We start from the raw sequence: 21,419 nt of genomic DNA, 5'->3' as shown, positions 1-21,419 counted from the left end.
TCTCGGTCGCGTGACAGGGAATTCAGGGGATGGCATGGTCATAATCGCTCCGGACATGGACAGGTTGGCCCGCGACCTGCGCGGGCTGGTGGCGCACGCGGTCGAACCGGACGATCTCGGTGCGGCAATTGCCGAGACGTTGCGTTCCTGCGTGGCTTTCGACGCGGTTCGGCTGGTAGCCACCGATCCGGCGGCAGAACTGGGGCTCGGCTCGTTCAGCTGCTGGCATCGCTATGATTCCGGACTGCTCTCGGCGCTCGTGCTCGACCAATATCTGGGCGGTGATCCCTGTCGGCCCGAGGACTTGAACCGGTTATCGGTGCCGGTGGCCGTGGTCGGCGTCGACGGCCAGTACGAGGACCGCGGGCGCCGCACCGCACGACTGCTGTCCGAACATGGCGCGAGCGGTGAACTGCGTGCGCTGTTACGAGATCGCCGGGGAGTGTGGGGGTTTCTCGGACTCTTACGAGCCGAGGACGCCCGGCCGTTCGACCGCGCGGATCTGAACCGGGTCGCCGAGCTCGGACCGGCGTTCAACGCAGCCATCCGCGAGTTCGCGCGCAGTCGGCCGTCGCCGATCGCGCCCGGCCCGTCCGCGCCCGGGATCATCACGGTCGGATCCGACCATGCCGTCAAGGGGATCAGCGACGAGGCGCATTACTGGCTCGAGCAGCTCTGGACGCCGGGCCGCGGCGATCCCGTCGACTGGGTGGTAGCGCCATTCGCTCCCGAATTATACTGCCGGGCAAGGGAACTAATGCGCCAGGGCGTTGCTCCGAAGCCGCTGATCTGTGCTGCGGCGGCCGGTTCCGGCCGCTGGATCGCGATTCACGGCCGGGCGCTGGCCGGTGACGACGGCGAGGTCGCCATCGTCATTCAGGCCGCCCGGGGCGATCTGCTCTTGCCGTCGTTCTGTCACTGGCATGAGCTCACTGCTCGTCAGCGAGCTATTCTCGAACAGCTCTGCACCGGGGATCCGCCTCGAACGATCGCCAAGACCCTTGCGGTGTCGACACATACGGTCAACGCTCATCTAAAAGCTTTGTACCACAAGACCGGAGCCGACGGCCGCGATGAGCTCATGGCCGCCTTGGCTTGTTGAAGATACCCAAATTTAGGGATATCGACCGTTGTCGACACCGTCATAGTCTGCGAGCACAGCTATTTCGACCCGCAAGGGGTGTATTACGGTGGCGGACAGTCATTTTCGCTATATGTATCCGCGTGGACGGACCGTCCACGAACTCTTCGAGGCGTGGGTGGACCGGGCACCGGACGCGCCCGCCGTGCGCTATGGCGAGGTGGCATTGTCCTACCGGGAACTCGACATTCGGGCCAATCGACTCGGGCACTACCTGCGCCGATCGGGGATCGGCGCGGAGGCGCGCGTCGGGCTGTGTGTACGGGACGAGAACTGGGTCATCGGCGCCTTGGCGACGTTGAAAGCGGGCGGTGTCTATGTGCCGCTCGATCCGTCATACCCGCCCGAACGGCTGGACCACATGTGCCGGGATGCCGGTGTCCAGGTGGTGCTGAGGGCGCACGGCGAAACCGTGAAACTGCCTGGGAGACAGGTATTTCTGGACACCCTCGAGATCGACTGCGAGCCGTCCGGTCGGCTGGGCGTTTCGGTCGGGCCGCAGTCGCTGGCGTACATCATGTACACCTCCGGGTCCACCGGCACCCCCAAAGGGGTCGCGGTCGGGCACCGAAATATCGTCCGGCTGGTCCGCAGCCGGGACTCGATCACCGTGCGGCACAACGACACTGCCGTGCAGGCGGCCAACATCTCGTTCGACGCGGCCACGCTCGAAACATGGGGTGCGTTGCTCAACGGGGCTCGGCTGGTCGGTCTCGGCCTCGACGAGGTGCTCGTGCCCGAGCGGCTCGGACAGGCGCTGCGGGCGCACGGCGTCGACGTCCTGTTCCTGCCGACCGCTCTGCTCCGGCAGTTGGCGCTGGAGGATCCGAGTACGTTCCGCACCGTACGGCAGCTGTCGTTCGGCGGCGAGAAGGCCGACGTCCGCGCGGTCACCGCGCTGCTGCGGCACTGCCCGGACACCGAACTCGTAAACCTTTACGGCCCAACGGAAATCACCACCTACGCGACCGCATACCGCTGCAACGGGCTGTCCGGTGACGAGTCGAGCGTGCCGATCGGCCGGGCCGCCGCGAACAGCAGCGCGTACGTGCTCGACGACACGCTGCGGCCGGTGCGTGCCGAGCGTCCCGGCGAACTGTACCTCGGTGGCGACGGCGTGGCCCGAGGCTATCTCGGCAGGCCGGGGGCGACCGCGCAACGATTCGTGGCCGACCCCTTCACTACCGAACCGGGCGCGCGAATGTACCGCACCGGCGATCTCGTGCGTCGGCGCGCCGACGGCGAGCTCGAGTTTCTCGGTCGGGTGGACCGCCAGGTCAAGGTGCGCGGACATCGTGTCGAACCGGCCGAGGTCGAGGACGCGCTCGGCGAATTTCCCGGACTTTCCGAGGTCGTCGTGCTGGCCGGGCGGGACGCGGGCGGGGACACCCAGTTGATCGCCTACGTCGTGCTGCGGGCCGGCGTGAGCGTCGACAGCCTGCGCGCCTATCTCGCGGGGCGGATACCGCACCATCTGATACCGGCCGTGTTCGTGACGATGGCCCGGCTGCCATTGAACCCGAACGGCAAGGTCGATACGGCAGCCCTGCCCGCCCCCGTCGCGATAGCCCCGGGCGACCCGCCGGAGATGGCCGCAACGCCGACTGAGCAAGTGGTACAGGCTATTTGGCAGGACGTCCTCGGTGTCGCCGTCACGAGGACGGACGCGGACTTCTTCGAACTCGGCGGGCATTCGCTGGCCGCCGCCCGGGTGCGGTCGCGGCTGTCGGCGGTCTTCGGTGCGCACGTTCCGCTGCGAATTGTCTTCGAGCACACCACGATCGGTGCGCTGGCTCGCGCGGTCGAGGGTCTCCCGCAGGCACTCCCGGCCGCGGCCCCGGCCCCGCAGGCAGCGCGGCTGAGCGTGGCCGACCTGCTGGCCGAATTCGAGATCTGAGGGATTCGATGACAACGCCTGATGTGGCGCAGCGACTGCATGCGCTCCCCGTCGACCGTAAGGTTGCGTTCCTGCGGGCCCTACGCCGCCAGCACGAACGCTACGACCTTCATCCGCTGACCGCCGCGCAGCGCCGGATGTGGCTGCACGACCGGCTCCGGCCCGGCAGCCCGATGTACCGGGTCACTTTCCGGATCGATCTGCACGGTGCCCTCGAAATCCCGGCATTGACAACGGCTTTCGACCAGGTGCTGGCACGACATCAGGCGCTTCGCACGCTGTTCGTCGAGATCGACGGCGAGCCTTGGCAACTGGTGCTGCCCGAGGCTCCGGCGGTGACGCGGCTGCGGGTGGGTGACGTCGCCGCGCGGCTGCCGGTCGACCTCGACGGCGCACCACCGGTGCGGGCGACGCTGACTGCGGCCGGACCCGATCGGTGGGTGCTTGTCCTCGAGCTGCACCATATCGTTTGCGACGGCTGGAGTATGGGACTGATCTTCGACGATCTCTCCCGGTGCTATGGCGGTGAGGACGTCCGCCCTGCCCCGCGTCACGTCGATATGGCGGCCGGTCCGCTGGATGAGGAGCTCGTCCGGTTCTGGTTGTCCGAACTCGATGGCGCACCGCCCACGATCACTCTCCCGCTGGACCGGCCGCGCCCGGCGCTCGTCGACGAGGCCGGCGACGAGTTCGCCTTTACCTGGCCCGCCGCAGTCGCAGACGGGGTCACCACGCTGGCCGCCGAGCTCGGTGCCACACCGTTCATGGTGTTGCTGGCGGCCTGGGAGGCCGTGCTCCGCCGTTACGGGCCGGACGCGGACTTTGTGGTGGCGACGCCCGTCGCGGGCCGGACCGAACAGTCCACCGAAGGCGTTGTCGGCCTGTTCGTGAACACGCTCGCGCTGCGCGCCGAGGTGGATCCCGCAACCACGTTCCGCGCGCTGGTGCGACAGGTCCGGGATCGGGCGGTCGCCGCGTTCGAGCATCAGGCCCTGCCGTTCGACACCCTGGTCGACCGGCTGCGCCAGGAGCGCGACCCGAGTCGTACGCCGGTGGCGCAGGTGATGTTCGCGGTCGAGGACGGCTGGGCGGACCGGCTCAGGTTGCCCGGGATCGCCGTCCACTGTGTCGAGCAGTCCACCGGCACAGCCACTTACGACCTCACTATGACGCTGACCCCACGACAACGGGAGATCAGCGGGCGACTGGAGTACCGGACCGCCCTGTTCGACCGCGCTACCGCCGAGCGCCTGGCCGGACACGTCCACACGCTGCTCACCGCCGCGCTCGCCGAACCGCAACGCCAGGTCGGGGAGCTGCCGTTGCTCGCGGATTCGGAACGCCGAACGATCACCGTCTGGGGCACCTCGAAGCCGGCGCGTTCCGATGAGCGGCCGGTGCACGAACTGATCGCCGAGATCGCACCGGAACGTATCGCGGTGGTCTGTCGCGGCCATCGCGTCACCTACGGCGAACTCGATGCGCGCGCCAACCAGATCGCAACTCTGTTGCACCGCAACGGGATTACCGCCGAGCGGCCGGTCGGCGTCTGCCTGCCGACGTGTCCCGACGCCGTGGCGGCATTTCTCGGAGTGCTGGGCGCGGGCGGAATGTATGTCCCGCTCAACCCCGAACTGCCGGCCGAGCGGATCCACTACCTCATCGACGACGCCGGGGTCGATGTCGTCCTCGCGCACGCGGAGACCGCGATCCTGTTGCCGCACAGCACAACTGTGCTGGCATTGGACGAGCCGACCATCGAGCCGGGCGGGCCACCGAAGGTCGTGATCCCGCCTGCGGCGGCCGCCTACCTGATCTATACCTCCGGATCCACCGGGCGGCCGAAGGGCGTGGTGAACACGCACCGCGGGCTGAGCAACCTTGCCGCGGCGATGCGGGATCTGCTCGCTCTCCGGCCGGATGATCGGATCCTGCAATTCCATTCGACCGGGTTCGATGTCGCGGTCTCCGACCTGGTGACCACGCTCTGCGCCGGGGCCGAACTGCACCTCGTGCCGCAACACGATCGAGTCCCCGGCCCGGATCTGGTCCGCACCCTGCGCGAGAACCGGATCACCGTGGCGGATCTCCCGCCGGTCGCCTTGCAGGCGATGGACCCGGCCGCAGTACCCGAGCTGCGCGTGCTGACCGTCGGCGGCGAGGCTTGCCCGGCCGACGTCGCGCGGGCCTGGGCGTCCGGTCGCGAGTTCTACAACTCGTACGGCCCGACCGAAGCGTCGGTGACGGTGACCAGCGGCCGCTACCTCGACGGCCCGACCGTTCCCATCGGACGGCCGACGACAGGCAGTCGAATCTACTTGCTGGACAATCGGCTTCGCCTGGTCCCGGCCGGGGTGGCCGGCGAGCTGTACATCGGCGGCGCGGGCGTGGGCCGGGGTTACCTGGGTCGCTCGGCGATGACCGCGGCCGCGTTCGTGCCCGACCCGTTCGCCGAGCTGGGGCAGCGCATGTATCGCACCGGCGACCTCGCTCGGTGGCTGCCGGACGGGTCGCTGGACTTCCTCGGCCGGGCCGACGCCCAGGTGCAGATCCGCGGGCACCGGGTCGAGCCCGGCGAGGCCGAGGCGCGCCTGCGCGAGTGCGCCGGAGTCGCCCGCTGCGCGGTCGTCGTGCGCGAGGATCGGCCAGGCGACAAGCGGCTCGTCGGCTACATCGTCGCCGAGCCGCAGGCCGACGGTCCGAATACGGACGCGTTGCGCGCCGAGCTGCTGCGCACCCTGCCGGACTACTTGGTGCCGACCGCATTCGTCGAGGTGCCCCGGCTTCCGATGACGCCGAACGGAAAACTCGACCACCGCGCGCTGCCCGCGCCGAGCGCGCGCCGCCCCCGGCTCGGCACCACGTTCCGTCCGCCGCGCGGCGAAGCGGAGCAGACGGTGGCCGCGGTGTGGCGGAAAGTGCTCGGGCTGAACAGGATCGGCGCGGACGACAACTTCTTCGATCTGGGCGGCAATTCGATGCTGCTGGTGCCGGTCCATACCGGGCTGGAGGCGGCGACGGGTGTCAAGGTGCCCGCGGTTGAGTTGTTCCGCTACCCGACGGTGGCACAGCTGGCCCGGTTCCTGGTCGACGGCGAATCCACTGCCGAATCGACGACCAGCGGGCACCGGCGTGCCGCCGCGATGCGCGCCCGTCGGGTGCGGGTAGGACAGGGGGAAAAATGACCGAGAATTCGGGATTGGACATCGCGATCGTCGGCCTGGCCGGCCGGTTCCCCGGTGCCGCCGACATCGACGGCCTCTGGCAGCGCATCCTGCGCGGGAAACCAACGGTGTCGCGGTTCACGCCGGAAGAATTGGCCGCGTCCGGTGTGCCCGCGCGAGAGTACCGCAGACCCGACTACGTGCCCGTCTACGGCGTGCTGGACGACATCGACCGATTCGACGCCGAATTCTTCGGCTACACACCGCGCGACGCCCGGTTGATCGACCCGCAGCAACGGCTCTTCCTGGAATGCGCGTGGCAGGCGCTGGAGTCGTCCGGACACCTCGCGCTGACGGACGACGAGTTGGTCGGCGTCTATGCCGCCACCGCCATGAGCACCTACCTGCTGAAGAACCTGCTCGCCGCGGGCGATGCCGCGGGGTCCGAATATGAACTGTTGCTTGGCAACGACAAGGACGGGGTCGCCACCCGGGTGGCCTATCACCTGGGTTTGCGCGGCCCGGCCTGCACGATCCAGACGGCCTGCTCGTCGTCTCTGGTCGCGGTGCACGTGGCCTGCCAGGCATTGCTCACCGGGGAATGCGATCTCGCGCTGGCCGGTGCCGCGCACATGCGGCTGCCGATGCGGTCCGGCTATCGCTACGAACCCGGTGGGATCATGGCCGCCGACGGCGTCTGCCGCCCGTTCGATGCGGCGGCGACCGGTGCGGTCGGCGGCAATGGCGCGGGAATCGTGGTGCTGCGTCGCCTGGATGACGCCGAAACCGACGGCGACACGATCTACGCGGTGATCAAGGGTTCGGCGGTCAACAACGACGGCCGAGCCAAAGTCGGCTACACCGCGCCGAGTGTCGACGGCCAGATCGCGGTTATCCGGGCCGCTCAGCAAGCCGCCGGGGTCGATCCGGCAACCATCGGCTATGTCGAGGCGCACGGCACCGGGACCGCGCTCGGCGACCAGATCGAGTTCGCCGCCCTGCACCGGGCTTTCGGTCCGGCGGGACGCCGCGCGCTCGGCTCGGTCAAGGCGGTCACCGGGCACCTGGACGTCGCCGCCGGAGTGACCGGACTGATCAAGGCCTGTCTCGCGGTGCAGCACGGGGTGGTCCCGCCCAGCCCGTATTTCATTGCGCCGCACCCTGATCTGCCGATGGCGGGCAGTTCGTTCTACGTCAACCCCGAACCCGAGCCGTGGCCGGTGACCGGCTCGCCCCGGCGGGCTGCGGTGAGCTCGTTCGGCATCGGCGGCACCAACGCGCACGTCGTCCTTGAACAAGCCCCGGCCGTCGCCACCACCGAATCCGTTGGGACCGAGCACATTCTGGTGCTTTCGGCGCGTTCCCGCGCGGCCTTGACCGAGGCGCGTGATCGGTTGCGCGAGCATCTGATCCGGACGGCCGACCCGCTGGCCGATGTGGCGTACACGCTGCAGACAACCCGCCGCCGGTTCGAGCACCGGCTCGCGGTGGCCTGCCGCGATCGGGACGAGGCGATCGCCCGGCTGGCCGATGGGCTCGACAGCAGTTCCGAGGCGGAAACCGATGGTTCGGTCGCCTTTCTGTTCCCGGGCCAGGGCACCCAGTACCCGGGCATGGGCGGTGAGCTCTATCGGACCGAGCCGGTCTTCCGCGAGTCGATGGACGCCGGTGCGGCGGCACTGCGCAGCCACCTCGGCCTCGACCTACGCGACGTGCTCTACCAGGACCGCGACAACGAGTTACTGCGACAGACCCGGATCACCCAGCCCGCGCTGTTCGTTGTCGAGTACGCGCTCGCGCGGCTCTGGCAGCACCGGGGCATTCGGCCTGCCGCGATGGCCGGGCACAGCGTCGGAGAGTATGTCGCCGCTTGTCTCGCGGGGGTTTTCGACTTCGAGGACGCGCTGGCGATCGTGGCCGCCAGGGGCGAGCGGATGCAGTCGATGCCGCCCGGCGCGATGCTCTCCGTCGCGCTGCCCTGGCGCGAGTTGGCCGAGCGACTGCCGGACGAGGTCGAGCTCGCTGCGGCCAATGCGCCGCGGCTGTGCGTGGTAGCGGGCGAACCGCGCCGGATCGCCGCGTTCGCGCAGTCACTGCGAGCGGACGGGGTGAAGTGCACGGAACTGCACACATCGCATGCCTTCCACACATCGATGATGGAACCGGTCGTCGCCGAATTCGCCGAGTACGTCAGCGGATTCACGCTGCACACGCCACAGATCCCGGTGCTGTCCAACGTCACCGGGGACTGGCTCGGCGACGCCGAGGCGCGCGACCCGAAATACTGGGCGCGGCAGCTGCGCGAACCGGTCCGCTTCGCCGACTGCGCCCGGCGGCTGCTCGACCGGCCGCACGCGCTCCTGGAGGTCGGGCCGGGCACGACGCTGACCACGCTGGTCCGCCAGCACCCGGACGCCTACGCGCGCAGCACCCCCTCGCTGGGCGAATCGAAAGCTCCGCAACCCGAGCGGCTCGCCATGGCGAGCGCACTGGGCAGACTGTGGCTGGCCGGGGTCGAGGTCGACTGGACGGCCGATGGCGAACGCCGTCGCCGGGTGCCGCTGCCGACGTATCCGTTTCAGCGAGAACGGTATTGGATCGACCGGGGGAGCCCGGTCGTACCCGACGCCCCGGCAGCGCGCCCGAGATTGTCGCCGCGAGAGGCGATCCGCGATATCTGGGCCAACCTGCTCGGCATCCCGGATGTGCGTGACGATCAGGACTTCTTTCAGCTGGGCGGGCATTCGCTGCTCGGCACCCAGGTCATCGCGCGCATCCGCGAAGCGCTCGGCGTCGACCTGCCCGCGAGCGCCCTGTTCGACACGCCGACGATCGCCACCCTTGCCGAATCCGTCGAAGAACTCCTTGCCGCACAACGGCAACCACGACAGGAGTCCGTCCAGCTGCCGGACCTGATGGCCGAGATCCGCGCGCTGTCGCCGACGGAACTGCAGGCCCGGCTCGCCGAACTGCGGCGCGCGGACTCGCAATGATTGAGGACACCGAACCCATGACCTATGACCTTTCGCCGGAGCTCGCCGAGCTGACCCCGGATCAGCGGGAGCTGCTGCTCCGGCTCGCCGAGGCGACCAGCCACCCCGCACGTCCCGAGCGAATTCCGTTGTCCTTCACCCAGGAACAGCTCTGGTTCCTCGACCGCATGGACCCCGGCACTCCGCTCTACAACATCCCGTTCGCGTTGCGGCTGCGCGGACCACTCGACACCGGCGCGTTGCGCTCGGCTCTCAATGCGGTGGTGGCACGACAGGAAGCCCTGCGGATCGTGTTCGGCGAGAACGAGACCGGGCCATACCAGGTTATCCGCGCCGCGCTCGATATCGACCTGCCGATCGTCGACCTGCGGTACCTGCCCGTCGATGAGCGGGCGGCGGCGGCAACCCGGGAGGCGACCGCGCAGGGGCGAGTCTCGTTCGACCTGTGCGGCGGCCCGCTGCTGGATACCAGGCTGGTGGTGCTCGACGACTCGGAGCATCTGCTGCTGACCACCGTGCATCACATCGCCTTCGACGCGTCGTCCGGTGAGATCTTCATGGCGGAGCTGGTCGAGTGTTATCGCCAATTCGCTTGCGGCACACCCGCCGATCGCCCGGCGTTGCCCGGAAGCTTCGGCGACTTCGCGTGGCACGGGCGCGAACCGGCCGCGTGCGCCGCGATGGACGCGCAGCTGACGCACTGGCAGGTCAAGCTCGCCGATGCCCCGTCGACGTCCACCCTGCGTCCGGACCGGCCGCGTCCGGTAGTGCAAACCCATCGCGGCGGCCGGTGCGCCAGGGTGCTCCCCGGCGAGCTGACCACGGCGATGACCAAGCTGGCGCGCGACTGCGGCGCCACACTCAATGCGGTTGCGCTGGCTGGGTTTTCGGCGGCGCTGCACCAGTTGACCGGCCAGGCCGACCTGCTCCTCGGCGTGCCGTCGGCCGGTCGCTCGCGCGTCGAGCTGGAACAGCTGATCGGTCCGTTCGCCAACATGCTGGTGTTGCGGATGGACCTCGGCGGCGATCCCACGGTGCGGACGCTGGTCGAGCGGGCGCACCGGACGGTAGGCGAGGCGTACCGGCATTCGGATGCGCCGTACGCGCGAGTCGTCGAAACGGTTGCCCCGCCCCGCGATCCGGGGATCAACCCGATGTTCCAGATCCTGTTCACCGTGGCCGAGCCCGGCAGCGGCGCGCGCTCGGCGGCCGGTGTCGAGTTCGCGCCGGTGCCGGTGGACAACCAGCTGACCGACTTCGATCTCTTCGTCACGCTCACCCCAGGCGACGACGGTGAACTAGTGGTGGACTACAACGTCGATCTCTATTTGGCCGAGACGATCGAGCTGCTCAGCGAGCGGGTCATCGAGGTGCTCACCGGGATGGTCCACGCGCCCGACGCACCACTCGGCTCGGTGCCCGCGCTGCGCCGGGACGTGGTCGCGCTCGCCGGGACCTTCGTTGTCGACCCCGCCGCCGCACCGCTGCAGTTCTGGCTGGACTTCTGCCGCGCTCCCGCGTCGGTCGAGGCCGTCCCCTACGGGCAGCTGGTCCAGCACCTGCTGACCGGCGGCGACAACGCGGCCACCGTCGGGCTGCTGCGCTGGGAGGACTGGCTGTGGCAGTCGGCATCGGACGCCGAGCCGGGCGTCGTGCTCGACCAGGCCATGCGTGCGTTCGAGACGGCCGTGGTCACCTACCGCCGGCGCACGGACGCGCCGCTGATCCTGGTCCGGTGCCCGAGCTCGTCGCGGGACGGGGAGTCCCGGCTGTTCGCCCGGCTCGACGATCGTCTCGCCCTGCTGCGCGAACGGATTCCGAACATGTACGTGGAATGGGCCGAGGAGAACCCGACGGCCCAGGGATACGACCACGTGCGGTACAACCCCGAGTATTTCGCCGCACTCGCCACACTGGCCGCCCGGTGGCTACCCACCCCGGAACCGGGACCCGAGCGCGCGGCATACCGCGCCGAATATCTCGCCGACCCGGCCGCGGTGGCCGAGCGGGTTGCGGTGCGGACCGCGCAGGCCCCGGCGAGCTCAGCGCCGATCATCGAGCCGAGCACGCCTACCGAGAAGCGGATCGCCGCCGTCTGGCGGGCGGTTCTCAGCATCGATACGGTCGGGACGAACTCCAATTTCTTTGCGCTCGGCGGACATTCGCTGCTGGTGGTCCAGCTCCTGTCCGGACTCCAGCGGGAGTTCGATCGGGCGGTCTCGTTGCCGACGCTGTTCACCAACCCGACCATCGCGCAGCTCGCCGCGATCCTCGAGGAGAACGAAGAACCGGCCGATCCGCCGCTCGAGCCGATGCCACGCGAAGCCGAACCCGTAGCGTCCTCGATTCAGCAAAGGCTTTGGGCGACAGGCCAACTCGACAGCGCGGACGCGCGCCACAACACGATGTTCGCCGCGACTCTGCGTGGTGCGCTCGACCTCGTGGCGTTGGAGCGCGCGGTGGGGGAGATCGTGCGCAGGCACGACGTATTGCGGACCACCTTCACCGCCCACCGCGGCCGTCCGAAACCGGTCGTGCACCCGCAGCTGTCGGCATGGTGTGTGCCGGTAGACCTTTCGGAGGTGCCGCACGACCGGCGCGCGGCGCTGGTGGCCGACTACCTCGACGAGCACAGCGGCTATCCCTACGACCTCGCCGCCGGGCCGCTGCTGCGCGTCCAGGTGATCCGCGTCGGTCCCGACGAGCAGCACCTGCTGATCGGGATGCACCACATCATCTGCGACAACACGTCCTGGAGCATATTTCTCGACGAGCTCACCACCCTGTACGCCGCCTACTCCGCCGGACGGCCCTCGACACTGCCCCAACCTCGGTTGCAGTTCGGCGATTTCGCCTACGACCAGCAGAACTGGCTCGGCGGCAGTGCCGTCGAACCACACATCGCCTACTGGCGCGAGAACCTGCGTGGCGCCCCGGCGCCGCTCGAACTTCCGGGCGACCGGCCGGATCCGGCCGGGGACGAGGTGGCCGGGCGCGCGGTGCGGCTACTCCCGGTCGACGTCGGCCGAGCGGTCCGGGCGCTCGCCCGCGCCGAGAGCGTGACGCCGTACAGCGTGCTCCTCGCCGCGTTCAGCGTCTTGCTGTACCGCGAGAGCGGGCAGCCCGACCTGGTCATCGGCATGCCGACGTCCGGGCGTGATCGGCCCGAGCTGGCGGGCGTCATCGGCTGCTTCGCGGAGCTGCTCCCGTTGCGGCTGGACGTCACCGGCAGGCCGACCTTCCGCCGGCTCGTCCGCCGGGTGCACTCGACGGTGCGGGACGCGATGGCACACCAGCGACTGCCCTTCCCGGCCATCATGGAAACGCTTCGGCTGCCGCGTGATTCAGCACGCCACCCGCTCAAGTGCGTGCTCAACTACGTCGACCTGCCCGACGAGGAACTGTCGCTGTCCGGCCTCGAGGTCGTGCCGCTGTCCACCGGAGCCGCGGGCGCCGACTTCGATGCGCTGTTCACCCTGGACTGGCACGATGAGCAACTTCAGGCCGACCTCACCTACGCCACCGAGCTGTTCAGTGCGAACCACGCGGACGGACTGGTCGAGCGGTTCGGCGAACTGCTGGCCGAGTTGGTCCAGCGCGCGGACACGGTAATAGGCACGCTCGCAACACAATTCACTGATCCTGTCGAGTCGTCCGCGGCGATCGGGTTGGCCGCGTCGTTCCCGCTCGGCCCGGTCGAGCCGACGCTGCGGTTCTGGTCGGACCTGCTCGGCGAATCGCCGCTCGCCGTCACCTCGGCGCCCGCCGGGCAGGTGCTGCGGCCGCTGCTCGACGCGAACGGGCCGTTCCGCGGACACGCACTGAACGTTGTCCTGCTGCGGTGGGAGGACTGGCTCACCGACGCGAATCCCACTGTCCCCGTGGCGGTTACCATGCTGGAAGAGGTTCTCGCCGAGCTTTGTGCTGCGATAGCGCGCTACCGTGCCCGGACCGATGCGGAACTCGTGCTCGGCAGCTGCCCGGCGTCGCCGCGTTTCGCGGACGACCGGTGGGCCGGCATCTTCGGCGGTCTCGACCAGCGGCTGCGGGCGTTCGCCGCGGAACAGCCTGCGGTGCGGGTGGTTTCGATGAACCGGTGGGCCGAGCGCTACGGTGTCGAGGATCCCGGCCGGGGCCGCGACGGGTTCCCGTATTCCGCGGAATTCGAGACGGTGGCGGCGACCATGCTCGCCCGCTGGGCGCACTGCCGAACCCATCCGCCGGTCTCGGCAGTCGTCCTGGACCCGGCGGAATTCTCCGCGCAGGCCGAGCTGATCCGCGTGGTGCGCGATCAGCTCGCACACGGCCGCGGCGTCGTGCTGACCAGGCCGCCGGCCGCGCCGGAACTGGCCGCACTGGTCGCCGTCGGGGCGATCGCGGTCGGCGAGGCACCCGAGTCGAGCCTGAGCCTCAGCTCGGCGACGGCTACCGATCGCGCGACCGTCGGGGGCGCGCCTGCGGGGGAGGGGCTGGCGGCCTTCGTCGCGCACCTCTGGTCGCTCGACGGGCCGGTTATCGGATCGGTTGCGCCGCAACTTATCCCAGTGGACCTGTTGGTCGACATCGCCACCGAGTTGAATACCGCCGAGCGGATCGCGGCGGCGGTGCGGTCCGGGGTCCGTCGTCCCGCGCAGCGGTTGACGACTCAGCCGAGGACCGGCCGCGAACGCGCGATAGCCCAAATCTGGGCCGAGGTACTCAATTTGGCCGAGGTCGGCATCCACGACGACTTCTACGAACTGGGCGGCGACTCACTGCTGGCGATCACGGTTGCTTTTCACGCCGCCGAGGCGGGCATCAACCTGTCCGCCCGGCAGCTCACCGAGCGTCGGACCATCGCCGAGCTGGACTTGGACACGACCGAGGTGGTCACGCGGGCCGCGCCCGAGATCGTCGAGGGCGAAGTGCCGCTCGCCCCAGCGCAACTGTGGTGGTTCGACACCGTGGCGACGACGATGCGCAACCCGGCCTGGTTCAATCACCCCTACTACCTGGAACTGCGTCGGCCGATCGCGGCCGCGCACCTGGCCGAGGCCGTCCGGTTGCTCGCCGCCCACCACGACTCACTCCGGCTGCGATTCCGCAGGGACGACACCGGAATGCTGTGGCAGCACCACGCCGACGGTGCCACGGCCGTGCCGTTCACCAGCCATGACCTGACAGCTGTACCCGCAGCCGCGCTGACTGAGGCCATGCTGTCACTGGCCGGTGCGGAACAGCTGAAACTGCACCTCACCGACGGCCCGACCTGCCGGGTGCTGCACCTAGCCACCGGCGGCCGTGGCCGGGATCGATTGCTCATCGTGGCGCACCACCTGGTGGTGGACGCGATCTCGCGAGAACTGTTGCTGAACGATCTGCAGACCTTGTGTGCGCAGCTCGAGCGCGGTGAGACGACCTGTCTGCCCGCCAAGACCACGGCCTACAGTGCTTGGGCCAGAAGGCTTTCCACTGCGGATATGACGGCCGAAATCCCGTTCTGGCTCGCCCAAATACCGCACGAGGATACGGCGCCGCCGCCGGATCGGCCGGGCACTGTCACGACCCTCGCGACCGGTCGCATGATGAACACCGTTCTGTCGGCCGAGGAAACAGCGGGCCTGCAGGAGGCCACCCGGCGGCTGCGCGCCACTATGCGCGACCTCATCGTCTGGGGAGTCGCGGAGGCCGTCGCGGTACGCACCGGTAGCCGCGAGTGCGTGGTGGCGACAACCGGCCACGGACGTGAAGACCTGTTCGCCGACGTAGACCTGAGCCGGACGACCGGCTGGTTCCAGGTGATGTATCCGATCCGCGTGCGTCTGCCCGAAACCGAGGATGCCGCCGCCGTCTCGGCCGCAGCCGTCGCCGGACAGCTCGCCATGGTGCCGCACAACGGGATCGGGTACGGGATGCTCGAGTGCTTCGGCCAGGACCCGGCGCTGCGAAAACGGCTCGCCGCCACCGGCGAACCGCGCATCGCGGTCAACTACATGGGCACCTTCGGTTTCGACGAAGTGTCGCAGGCCGAGGAGCTCTTCGACGTGTGCTCGGCCCCCTACGGCGACACCGAGGACGGCACCGGTGTCTGGCCCTACGACCTCGAGGTGAGCGGCACGCTCCTCGGCGGCCGACTCCGGCTCGACCTCGGATACGGCGCCGACGTCTACCTGGCGGAGACCGCCGCCGCGTTCCTCGACGACGTGCGGTCACGTCTGCTCAGCCTGCTCGGCTGAGGCGAGCACCGAGATTTCCTTCGAAAGGACTACCCGACAATGCGACGACAACAATCCGGATTCGCCACGTTCACCGTGGTGTGGCTAGGCCAACTGCTCTCCGTGGTCGGCACCCGAATGACCAACTTCGCGATCAGCATCTGGGTGTGGGATGCCACCGGCAGCGCGACCCAGTTCGCGAGCGTCCTCCTGTCGTCCTTCGCCGCGACGGTGATATTCAGCCCGATAGTCGGTGTGTTCATCGACCGGTGGAACCGGCGGCTGACGATGATGATGAGCGACCTCGGCTCGGCGGCGGCCACCGGCGTGCTGCTGATCTTCTTCCTGTCCGGCTCGGTGCAGATGTGGCAGCTGTACCTGGTCAACTTCGCCACCGGCGCGTTCCTGGCCTTCCAGGTCCCGGTCTTCTCCTCGACCATCACCTTGCTGATGGAGCGCGGGCAGTACCCGCGGGCGAACGCGATGATGTTCGTGGCGCGTTCCGGCCCAGGGCTTTTCGCACCCGCCGCGGCCGCCGCGCTGCTCGCGGCGACGAACATCCAGGCGATCCTGCTGGTGGACACCGTCTCCTACGGCATCGCCATCGCCGCGGTGCTGGTGGTGGGGATACCGCAGACGCCACAGCAACCCGGTACCTCGCCGGCGAAGATGTGGCAGGACTGCCTGTTCGGCTTCCAATACATCCTCCGCAGCCGATCGTTCCGCAACCTGCAGGCGATGTTGATCGTGATCAACATCCTGGCTTCGCTGGGCTTCGTGCTGCTGCGCCCGCTGGTGCTCACCAGGACCGGCAACAGTGTCGGCGCGCTCAGCGTGGTGATGACCACCGGTGCGTTCGGCGGCGTACTCGGTGCCGTGCTGCTCGGCGCCACGAAGGCGCCGCGCGACAAGATGCTGCGCGTGCTCGGCGCGATCCTCATCTTCAGCATCCTCGGCCGGCTGATGTACGGCCTCGCCGATGTTGTTGCGCTCCTGGCGATTTCGCTCATGTTCGTCTCGTTCACCATTCCGATCATCGACGGCTACACGAACAGCATCTGGCAGGAGAAGGTCGAACCGCGGTTCCAGGGCCGCGTTTTCGCCGCTCGGCAGTTCACCGAGGAGCTCACCGTTCCGATCGCAACGCTCATCGCGGGCCCGCTCGTCGACAACGTGCTGACGCCGTGGATGCAGCCGGACGCCGCGGGCGCCCACCTGTTCGGCAGCCTGTTCGGGACCGGGCAGTCCGGCGGCATCGGACTTATCTTCGCGGTGATCGGCGTGCTCGGCGTCGGGGTCGCCGTTGCCGGGTTCCGCATGCCGAGCGTCCGGCGAATCGAAACACTGCTGCCCGACCACGAATCGCTGAAGTCGGTCGAGGGGGCAACGGCATGAGTACCACCCTGCTGCGGATCGGTGTGCTTGCCGACTACCCCCTCGACCCGTTCGTTCCCCATCTCGATCTGGCGCTGCGCCTCGCCGGGCTGCCGGCGACCTGCCACACCGGCCTGCTCGGCCAGCTTCGGCAGAGCCTCGACGCTACCGGCGAAACATCGTGCAGTGCAGCAGATGTGCTGATCGTGGCGCCCCAGTTCGATGAGCCCGGTCCGGCGAATCTGCTGGACCTCGCGGATTGTGCGGCAGGCACCGTCGGCCGCACGAGTGGATCCCTGCTGTTCGTGCTTCCTCCGATGCCGGAGGACCGAGCGTTCGGAGTCGGTGACACCGGAGCGCTCGCCGGGGTGGCGGCGGAGGCGACACGCGTCCGGGAAGCGATGCGCGCCAAGCTTATTGCGTTGCCTAACGTGTACCTGGCCGACGCCGAAGATGCGGTGCGGGCCGTGGGCGCCCGCTTGTCCTATCACCCGGCGGCCGCGCGGCCAAGGCGCTATACCGACGATCTGTTCGCCTGTCTCGCAACACAACTCGCTCGGATTCTCAGTACGCGATATGGAACATCCTGTCAGGCCGTGGTATTCGATGCGGACAGTGTGTTCGGCGAGGGTGCCGCAATCCTGCGCGAACCGGTTCGCGATCTGCGGCGGGCCGGGATCCGGCTCGCCGTGCGCGGCGCGGGCAATCCGTCCGGCGTGTGGGCATCGGTGGCGGCCGCGTGCCCGGAGCTGGTGGCAGGTGCCGAAACGTCTGTCGTGGACGGACGCCCGGTCACTGAGCAGCTCGCGGTGATCGCCGCCGAGCTGGACGTGCCGACATCGCGCACGGTGCTGGTCACGGCCGATCCCGAACTGGCCGACGCGGGTCTGCTACTCGGTGACCGGCCCGAGTCCTGGCCGGGCCGGTTACGTGACGGCGGGCTCTTCGACCGCCCCGCCCCGCTCGCGACCACGATCGGACCGGTGCTGCTTGCCGAAACCATCGCACCGCCAACGGATTTCGTGGCTCGCCGGTCTTCGGTCGACGCCGTACCCGGGCCGGACGAAGCCGACCCGTCCGGTCCGGCCGTCCCGTTCGGCATCGTCGCCTTCGGGAAATCGTTGCCGGAGCCGTCCGAAGTAGCCAGTGCCGCAGTGGATTACACCGCGGAACTCGACCGGGTCCGCGGCTGGGGATACCGGCGGTTCCACCGGGCTCCCGACGGTGTCGGACTCACCGACCTCGCCGTCGCGGCCGGGACCGAGGCCCTCGCCGCGGCCGGTGTTGCCGCTAGCGACGTCGATCTGGTCGTGCTCGCGATCGCGGACCTCGCCGAATACCTGTACTGGGACCCGGCGGCGGCGACTCAGGCCCGGCTGGGCGCACACCACGCCGAGGCGGTGTTGATCAACCAGGCGTGCGGCGGCGGCGTCGCGGCGTTCGACCTGGTGGCGGGCAAGTTCGCCGCACACCCCGGCTATCGCACGGCGTTGCTGATCGGCGCGAATCGGGTATGCGAGCCGTACTGGAATCGGATGGAGATCAACACCAGCATCTACTCCGACGGTGCCGCGGCCGCCGTGCTCCGGCGTGACTACGGCACCTGCCGGTGGCTGGCCACCGAATTCATCACCGACGGCACTTACGCGGATTTCATGCGGATGGATGTCGGCGCCGCCGCGCACCCGTTCACCCCGGAGACGGCCGGCCACCCGCGAGTGCGGAGTCCGCAGGACCGGCTGGACGAGTTCTTCGCCGGTGACGTCCGCAAGATGTTCGCCTTCCTGTCGACCCTCCGGGCCCGCAGTCGCGAGGTGGTCGACGCCGCGTGCGCCCGGGTCGGCAGCACCCGCGCCGACCTGCGCCGGGTGATCCATTTCAACGACAACGCCCGCCAACTCGCCGAACTCGCAACCGAACTCGGCATCCCCACGGCGCGGACGAATGTGGACATCGCACTCGACCACGGGCATGTCGGATGCGCCGACCAGCTGCTCACCTTGCAGCACCTGCTGGCCGAGGGGGACCTCGCCGCCGGCGACCTGGTGGCGCTGACCAGCACGAGCAGCGGCATGCACTGGATCTGCACGCTGCTGCGGGTATGAGAAACGAGAGAACCGTGCACGACACCCACGACATCCTGACCCGAATTCGAGCGGTCCGGAACCCGGACACGGCACCGGATCCGACCCTGCTCGACGCGTTCGGCTCCTTGCTTGAGCTGAATCTACCTGCCGCACAACGGGATGCGGGCCGCCTGCTGGCCGATGTCCCCACCGCGCGCATTACGGCCGAGGGCCGCACCCTGCGACCCCTGCGGATCGCGATCGCCGGAACCTTCACCGCCGAATATGTCGCGCCGATGCTGCGCGTCGAACTGTTGCACAGTGGGATCGAGCCGCGGATCCAGGTCAGCGGATTCGACCAGCTGCTCGCGCAATTGAGCGATCCGGACTCGGACCTGTCCCGGTTCGACCCGGACGTCACGTTGTGTCTACTGCACGACCACGCGCTGCTGCCACAGCGGTGGGATCCGGCCGAGCTGTCCGAACTCGCCGAGCAACTCACGGAACGAACCGCCCGCATCGAACAGGCGGTGGCCGGTTTCGCCGCGCGGTCGGCGAGCGCCGTTGTGCTGCACACGGTTCCGCTCTCCCGGCCGGAGCAGCGCGTCGTGATCGGCTTCGCCGGGCGGGCCGAACTCGGGCGCCGATGGCGCGAGCTGAACGGACGGTTGCTCGGGCTGGCCGAGCGACATCCCTCGGTGTACGTCCTCGACTTCGAAGCGCTGCTCAGCGACCATCCCGGCCCCGTGCGCGACGATCGCCTCTACCAATTCGCCGGGATGGCATGGACTCCCGCCGTCGAACTGGCCTATGCGCGGGAGGCGGCGGCGTTCTGCCGGGCGACCGCGGGACTCAGCAAGAAGCTGCTCGTCGTCGACCTGGACAACACGCTGTGGGGTGGTGTCCTCGGCGACGACGGCCCCGAGGGGATCCAGATCGGCGGGGGTTACCCCGGCAACTGCTACACCCACCTGCAACAGGCGCTGGCGGCCCTGCGCAGCCAGGGCGTACTGCTCGCGGTGTGCAGCAAGAACGAGCAGGCGGCGGTCGATAGCGTGTTGGCTTCCCATCCCGAGCTGGTCTTGCGGCCGGACGACTTCGTCGCGCGAGTGGCCAACTGGGGCAGGAAGGATCACAACATCCGCCAGATCGTGCAGACCCTCAACATCGGGCTGGACAGCGTGGTGTTCGCCGACGACAGCCCGTTCGAATGCGATCTGGTCCGCGAGCAGATTCCCGAGATCGACGTCGTGCACCTGGACGGCGACCCGGCGCGGTACCGCTCGGCCTTGCTGGAGCCTCAGTTCTTCGGCGCCCTCGCGACGGTCGCCACCGATCGAGACCGCACGTCGTTGTATCGGTCGCGGGCCGGGCGCGAAGAATTCGCCGCGTCGTTCGCCTCCGCCGAGGACTACCTGGGCGGGCTCGACCTGCGCGTGCGGGTCGCACCCGCCGACGAGTTCAGCCTGCCGCGGCTGATCCAGCTCGGACTGCGCACCAACCAGTTCAACCTCAACCCGCGCGCCCACACCGAGAGCCGTACCCGCGAAATGGCCGACGCCGCCACGTATCTCGTGCTCGGCTTCGAGGTCGAGGATCGATTCGGCCGCGAGGGACTGGTCGGCGCGGTGTGGGTGGCAAAGGAATCGACCCACTGGCTGATCGAGAACTTCGTGATGAGCTGCCGGGTCTTCTCCCGAGGCATCGAACACGCCGTGCTGTCCGATCTCATCGACACCGCACGGCGCGAAGGAGTTCGCGAGTTGCAGGCGTTGTACCGGCGCGGCGATCGCAATCAAGCTGCGGGCAGCCTCGTTACCGAATTCGGCTTGCTCGACGAGACCGATGGTATCGCGCGGTACCGGCTCGACCTGACCGCTACGCGTTTCCGCAAACCCCCCTGGATCACCCTGAACCGAAACGAGGAACCCGCTGATGTCTGATATCACCGTCGACCTGGTCGACCTTGTCGAGCGGGTCACCGAGCACCCCGGCATCACGACTGCGCTGAAGTTCGAGAGCCTGGACAACTGGACCAGCCTCGTCGCACTGCGCCTGCTGACCGATATCGAGGACGCCTTCGGCGTACAGCTGGATCTGCGGGCCTATCTCGCGGTCACCGACGTCGGCCAACTGTCCGCATTGGTCTCCGACACCCTGGCCGTCCGATGATCCGCCGCATCGATCACGTCGGCCTGGTCGCGCGGGACCTCGACGCCGCCGCGACCGGCCTGCGCATGCTGACCATGCGCCCGGACGCGACGGACGTGGTGCAGACCTACGGCGTCGCCTGCCAGTTCTGGCACTGCGCGGGCGATCGCGTCGCGCTCGAGGTCGTCGCACCCGATGAGCCGGGCGACCAGGTGAGCGGACATCTCCGTCGCCAGGGGCCGGGCCTGCACCACATCGCCTTCGAGGTCGACGACATCGACGCGGCGCTACACGCGCTCCGGGGCCGCGGCGCCGTGCTGGTGGACAGCGAGCCGAGGCCGGGCGGGCAGGACGGGTTGCGGATCGCCTTTGTCCATCTGGGCCCGGCGACCGGCCTGCTAGTCGAGCTCGTCGAATATTCGAACCAGCAGTAGGACCG

General features: G+C 68.9%; 10 protein-coding genes. All 10 read left to right on the top strand.

The window, feature by feature from the left end:
• Nucleotides 1-34: 34 nt before the first annotated feature.
• The gene (locus ACFWF1_RS07885) at nucleotides 35-1,102 is read left to right on the top strand and encodes a helix-turn-helix transcriptional regulator (RefSeq protein ID WP_379290717.1); all 1,068 of its coding nucleotides are present in this window, start codon (nucleotides 35-37) and stop codon (nucleotides 1,100-1,102) included.
• Between the two features lie 88 nt (nucleotides 1,103-1,190).
• Nucleotides 1,191-3,038 (top strand): amino acid adenylation domain-containing protein, encoded by a 1,848-nt coding sequence (locus ACFWF1_RS07880; RefSeq protein WP_379290719.1) that lies wholly within the window; start codon nucleotides 1,191-1,193, stop codon nucleotides 3,036-3,038.
• An 8-nt stretch (nucleotides 3,039-3,046) separates the two neighbouring features.
• Complete coding sequence (locus ACFWF1_RS07875; RefSeq protein ID WP_379290721.1) at nucleotides 3,047-6,223, top strand: amino acid adenylation domain-containing protein; 3,177 nt, start codon at nucleotides 3,047-3,049, stop codon at nucleotides 6,221-6,223.
• A complete protein-coding gene (locus ACFWF1_RS07870) occupies nucleotides 6,220-9,195 on the top strand; it encodes a type I polyketide synthase (protein ID WP_379290723.1) in 2,976 nt (991 codons plus the stop codon). Before ACFWF1_RS07875 ends, ACFWF1_RS07870 begins: the two co-directional genes overlap by 4 nt.
• A complete protein-coding gene (locus tag ACFWF1_RS07865; RefSeq protein WP_379290725.1) occupies nucleotides 9,192-15,410 on the top strand; it encodes a condensation domain-containing protein in 6,219 nt (2,072 codons plus the stop codon). The genes ACFWF1_RS07870 and ACFWF1_RS07865 overlap by 4 nt, the downstream gene beginning before the upstream one ends.
• Before the next feature lie 39 nt (nucleotides 15,411-15,449).
• The gene (locus ACFWF1_RS07860; protein ID WP_379290727.1) at nucleotides 15,450-16,784 is read left to right on the top strand and encodes an MFS transporter; all 1,335 of its coding nucleotides are present in this window, start codon (nucleotides 15,450-15,452) and stop codon (nucleotides 16,782-16,784) included.
• Nucleotides 16,781-18,868 carry a 3-oxoacyl-ACP synthase III family protein gene (locus tag ACFWF1_RS07855; protein ID WP_379290729.1) on the top strand — a complete coding sequence of 696 codons (2,088 nt, stop codon included), beginning with the start codon at nucleotides 16,781-16,783 and terminating at the stop codon, nucleotides 18,866-18,868. The genes ACFWF1_RS07860 and ACFWF1_RS07855 overlap by 4 nt, the downstream gene beginning before the upstream one ends.
• Entirely contained in the window at nucleotides 18,865-20,772 is a 1,908-nt protein-coding gene (locus ACFWF1_RS07850; RefSeq protein ID WP_379290731.1) for an HAD-IIIC family phosphatase, read from the top strand. Before ACFWF1_RS07855 ends, ACFWF1_RS07850 begins: the two co-directional genes overlap by 4 nt.
• On the top strand, nucleotides 20,765-21,001 hold the full coding sequence (locus ACFWF1_RS07845) for a phosphopantetheine-binding protein (RefSeq protein ID WP_379290732.1): 237 nt from the start codon (nucleotides 20,765-20,767) through the stop codon (nucleotides 20,999-21,001). The genes ACFWF1_RS07850 and ACFWF1_RS07845 overlap by 8 nt, the downstream gene beginning before the upstream one ends.
• Complete coding sequence (locus tag ACFWF1_RS07840; protein WP_379290734.1) at nucleotides 20,998-21,414, top strand: VOC family protein; 417 nt, start codon at nucleotides 20,998-21,000, stop codon at nucleotides 21,412-21,414. Before ACFWF1_RS07845 ends, ACFWF1_RS07840 begins: the two co-directional genes overlap by 4 nt.
• Nucleotides 21,415-21,419 lie beyond the last annotated feature (5 nt).

The organism is Nocardia sp. NPDC060255 (assembly GCF_042727395.1).
Taxonomy (GTDB): Bacteria; Actinomycetota; Actinomycetes; order Mycobacteriales; family Mycobacteriaceae; genus Nocardia.
This window is presented reverse-complemented; position numbering and strand designations above follow the sequence as displayed.

Excerpts from the sequence above, each read along its gene's own strand:
- ACFWF1_RS07845 (WP_379290732.1), top strand. The coding sequence starts at position 20,765 with ATGTCTGATATCACCGTCGACCTGGTCGACCTTGTCGAGCGGGTCACC.
- ACFWF1_RS07850 (WP_379290731.1), top strand. The coding sequence starts at position 18,865 with ATGAGAAACGAGAGAACCGTGCACGACACCCACGACATCCTGACCCGA.
- ACFWF1_RS07860 (WP_379290727.1), top strand. The coding sequence starts at position 15,450 with ATGCGACGACAACAATCCGGATTCGCCACGTTCACCGTGGTGTGGCTA.
- ACFWF1_RS07840 (WP_379290734.1), top strand. The coding sequence starts at position 20,998 with ATGATCCGCCGCATCGATCACGTCGGCCTGGTCGCGCGGGACCTCGAC.
- ACFWF1_RS07865 (WP_379290725.1), top strand. The coding sequence starts at position 9,192 with ATGATTGAGGACACCGAACCCATGACCTATGACCTTTCGCCGGAGCTC.
- ACFWF1_RS07870 (WP_379290723.1), top strand. The coding sequence starts at position 6,220 with ATGACCGAGAATTCGGGATTGGACATCGCGATCGTCGGCCTGGCCGGC.
- ACFWF1_RS07855 (WP_379290729.1), top strand. The coding sequence starts at position 16,781 with ATGAGTACCACCCTGCTGCGGATCGGTGTGCTTGCCGACTACCCCCTC.
- ACFWF1_RS07875 (WP_379290721.1), top strand. The coding sequence starts at position 3,047 with ATGACAACGCCTGATGTGGCGCAGCGACTGCATGCGCTCCCCGTCGAC.
- ACFWF1_RS07885 (WP_379290717.1), top strand. The coding sequence starts at position 35 with ATGGTCATAATCGCTCCGGACATGGACAGGTTGGCCCGCGACCTGCGC.